Raw genomic sequence first — 3,269 nt, 5'->3', positions numbered from 1 at the left:
GCGTCCTTGAGGCTGGTCCCAAGCTGACGGAAGAAGCCGGGCTTGTTCGGAGCCGCCGGCACCTCTTCCTGGGCGAGGGCGGGGAGGGAGAAAGACAGTGCAAGGAGCGAGGCGACCGCTCCGTGTCGTGAGTGCTTCATATGCAGCCCCTGTAGACCGCCAACCCGGCGGCATTTACGATAATCGCAGATGTGCAACCGAGTTCCAACCGTCAAACTGAGAGGGAATTCAGCTGTGGTGCAAGTTTTCGGATGCCGCAACCCAAGACGCCCTCGACGATCTACGGCAAACGACTGCGCAGTGCGCGGATTGCTCGAGGCTGGACGCAGGCACAACTGGCCGAGCGCATTGGGATGGTGGACTCAGTCTCTGGGGCGACCCGAGTGAGCCGCTACGAGACCGGGCAGCACGACCCGGACCCGGCTACGTCTGAGGCGTTGGCAAAAGCGCTCGGTTTGCCGGTCGCGTATTTCCACGCGACATCAGACGTGTTGGCCGAGGTGATCTTGCTCGTGAGCAAGCTGCCGTTGGCCAAGCAAAGGGAGGCCCTCGAGAAGCTCAAGGAGTTTGCTGGCAAGACCAAGGGCTGAGGTTCGCCCGCTCGCGGCTTTTTGCAGCGGGATCGATTAAAAGGCTTGCGTCGTGACCCACCTCCCTCGGCCTTGCATACGGCTTGGGCGGGTGTTGCCTCAAGAAACCCCTAGGTGCCGCCGTTAGTCGATGAGGCGCCGGGGAACGGTCCCGCAAGAAGGGCATCGTCGGGCCCATGAGCGGTAGTCTTCAGTTCGTGGGCTGAGCGAAGTTGTATCTGTGACAATCAATAGGGAGCGTCGGATGGACATGGAAGCAAGAGCTGAAATATCGGGCTGGGGCAAGGCATACGCGAGAAACCCCGATTTCAAAGCGATCTTCGACGAGATGCACGAGGCCTTGGACGGATTGCCTCCGCCCCTTCACGCCAGAGGGCAAGAGCTTCCGTTCCCCCAGCTTCATCACGCATGCCTTGGCGCAGATCTGCACCTGGTGGCCGCCCTCTTGGATGCCGGTATTGCGGCCGACGCATACCCCTGCACCGAAGACGAAGACGACGAGCCGGCTTTGGTGTGGCTCGCTCGAGACGACCTCTTGAACACTGACGAAAAGATCAGGCTCGCGACCCTGTTGCTCGACCGCGGGGCGGACGTCAATGAAGGTGATCCGCTGGAACACGCCAAGGAGGCCGACCAGACGCAGTTCGTTGCTTTTCTGTTGAGCCGTGGAGCAGGGTGACCACGTGGTTGCTCAACTTTGCGCAGGAGCTGTTGTTGCTGTCTAGGGCGGGCTCCCTCCCAGATGAGCGGGCATTGCTGGCAGCGACGGTGAGGCTCTTGGACAGGCGCCTCGCACGTCATGCACAGGGGCGTTCAGCGGTAGCATCGCCGGAGGTGCTGGAGCTACCCGCATGGGCTTGCGGGCAGCAGCCAGCGGCCCCTGGCTTAACGATCCGCCCTCCTACGGCGATAGCTGACCACCCGATCGCGCCCCTCGCCCTTAGCCTTGTATAGGGCCTTGTCGGCCTGCCGAATGGCGTGGTCGGCGTCCTCGTGTGTTTCTGGGAAATGACTGACGCCCATGGAGACAGTGATGCTGCCGACGATGGGGAATGCGTGGTCGTGGATGCTTCTGCGGAGCCGCTCGGCGACGAACTCAGCGGTCTCAGCGCTCACGTCGGGCAACAGCAGCAAGAATTCCTCGCCCCCGATGCGACAGAGGACATCTTCTGCCCGGGAGTTCTGTCGCATCAGATCGGCCACACCCGCAATTACCCCGTCGCCTACCTCATGACCGTGGCGGTCATTGACCTTCTTGAAATGGTCAATGTCCAAGGCAATGATCGCAAACCGCGTTCCCGAGTTGGACAGAAAACCTAGCGCTCTTTCCAGACCCCGGCGGTTGAGCAAGCCGGTCAGTGGATCGGTCAGTACGGCCTGGTCCAGCCGACCAATTCGGTCGTTGAACGCATTGAAACTGATCAGCACGGCCTTCTGTAGTTCATCTGCTTCGTAATACCACGTATCAACCGCAGTCACGGTCAGAATCGCCTGAGACACATCGCTGTTCTGGGCCGTCGATGCCAGCTGCCACAATGGCCGTGAAATGCGCCGGGAAACCACCCAGATCAGCAGAAGCGAGAGGATGCCCAGAGGGGCGGCGTTGAGCAGCACAGTGTTCATCAGGCGTGTCAGCGGCCGCAGGGTAGCCTCGACGGGACGTTGAGAAACGATGCCCCAATGCACGGCTGGGATAGGCGCATACCCGGCCAACATATGCACCCCATGGCTGTTGATCGTGGGCATGGCACCGGCTTCTCCGCGAGAAACGGCCTTGACCACTTCATTTTTTAACGCCGATTCGCCCACCCGGTCAGGTTCGGGGTGATAGAGCAGCTTTCCGTCCTGGCCTACGACGTAAAGATACGACCCGTCCCGGTAGTAGTGCGTTCCAAGTAGGGTATGGAGCACGTTGGGCTCCTTCAAGTGGATGGACGCGCTGATGTAGCCTTGGTAGTCCCCAGACGGGTCAAAGATTGGTTGCGAGATGGTCAGGACTAACTTGCCGGTCGCAGAAACGTAGGGGTTGCTCACGAGCGGGGCGCGACTGGCGATCGCTAAGGAGTTGGCTAAGCTGGAAAGAACCTGGCCGTCGATCTGCGGTAGGGTCGGGGAAGATGCCGTCACTCGTCCTTGGTTGTCCACCACCACAACCGAGTTGAATGCATTTGTCTGGGATTGCAGTCGATGTGCCTCTGCGGAATCGACGCCACTGCCCATGCCTCCGGCTCCAATGGCCCGTGCGCTGTATTCCAGCTGCTGCTGGGTCGATACCAGAAAATTATGGGTGGTCTGCGCGAGCTTGTGGGCATAGACGCGGTTGGACTCAAGTGCGTTATTGATCAGCTGCTCGCGTTGGACCTGATACGCCGCAAACACCGCATTTGCCAACATGACCCCAGCTGAGAGAATGGCGAGCCCGACGATCAACCGTTGGAGATTAAGGTGTTTGGCGATCTTCCTCATATGTCCTGCGTCCCTTCGTACGATTCCATAATTGCCTCAGGCCAGCAGCACAAGATTCGGTGTTGAGGGCAGGGGCACCAGGCAAGGGGCGTCGGCTGCGTCCCTTGTCTAACTCAAGCCTACGATGACTGACAGGCGATGAACAAACGGCATTAACGGCAACGCCACTGACGCGATCTAGCCCTTAATGGTTAAGCGCACAGCGGTTGAGAC

General features: G+C 59.9%; 3 protein-coding genes. 2 read left to right on the top strand and 1 reads right to left on the bottom strand.

What is annotated here, in order from left to right:
* The first annotated feature begins 251 nt into the window (after positions 1–251).
* Both AC1DQP_RS18510 and AC1DQP_RS18505 read left to right on the top strand, forming a co-directional pair.
* Positions 252–590 (top strand): helix-turn-helix domain-containing protein, encoded by a 339-nt coding sequence (locus AC1DQP_RS18510; RefSeq protein WP_088434121.1) that lies wholly within the window; start codon positions 252–254, stop codon positions 588–590.
* A gap of 244 nt (positions 591–834) precedes the next feature.
* The gene (locus tag AC1DQP_RS18505; protein WP_457319939.1) at positions 835–1,269 is read left to right on the top strand and encodes a hypothetical protein; all 435 of its coding nucleotides are present in this window, start codon (positions 835–837) and stop codon (positions 1,267–1,269) included.
* A gap of 206 nt (positions 1,270–1,475) precedes the next feature.
* Here the strand turns inward: AC1DQP_RS18505 and AC1DQP_RS18500 are convergent, their stop codons facing one another.
* Positions 1,476–3,056, bottom strand: a complete 1,581-nt coding sequence (locus AC1DQP_RS18500; protein ID WP_478052205.1) for a sensor domain-containing diguanylate cyclase — start codon at positions 3,054–3,056, stop codon at positions 1,476–1,478.
* Positions 3,057–3,269: the final 213 nt, after the last annotated feature.

The sequence above is a fragment of the Stenotrophomonas sp. P5_A8 genome, assembly GCF_056400545.1.
This window is presented reverse-complemented; position numbering and strand designations above follow the sequence as displayed.

Bases quoted from the DNA above. Each gene is read 5' to 3' on its own strand.
- AC1DQP_RS18505 (WP_457319939.1), top strand. From the start codon at position 835: ATGGACATGGAAGCAAGAGCTGAAATATCGGGCTGGGGCAAGGCATAC.
- AC1DQP_RS18510 (WP_088434121.1), top strand. From the start codon at position 252: ATGCCGCAACCCAAGACGCCCTCGACGATCTACGGCAAACGACTGCGC.
- AC1DQP_RS18500 (WP_478052205.1), bottom strand. From the start codon at position 3,056: ATGAGGAAGATCGCCAAACACCTTAATCTCCAACGGTTGATCGTCGGG.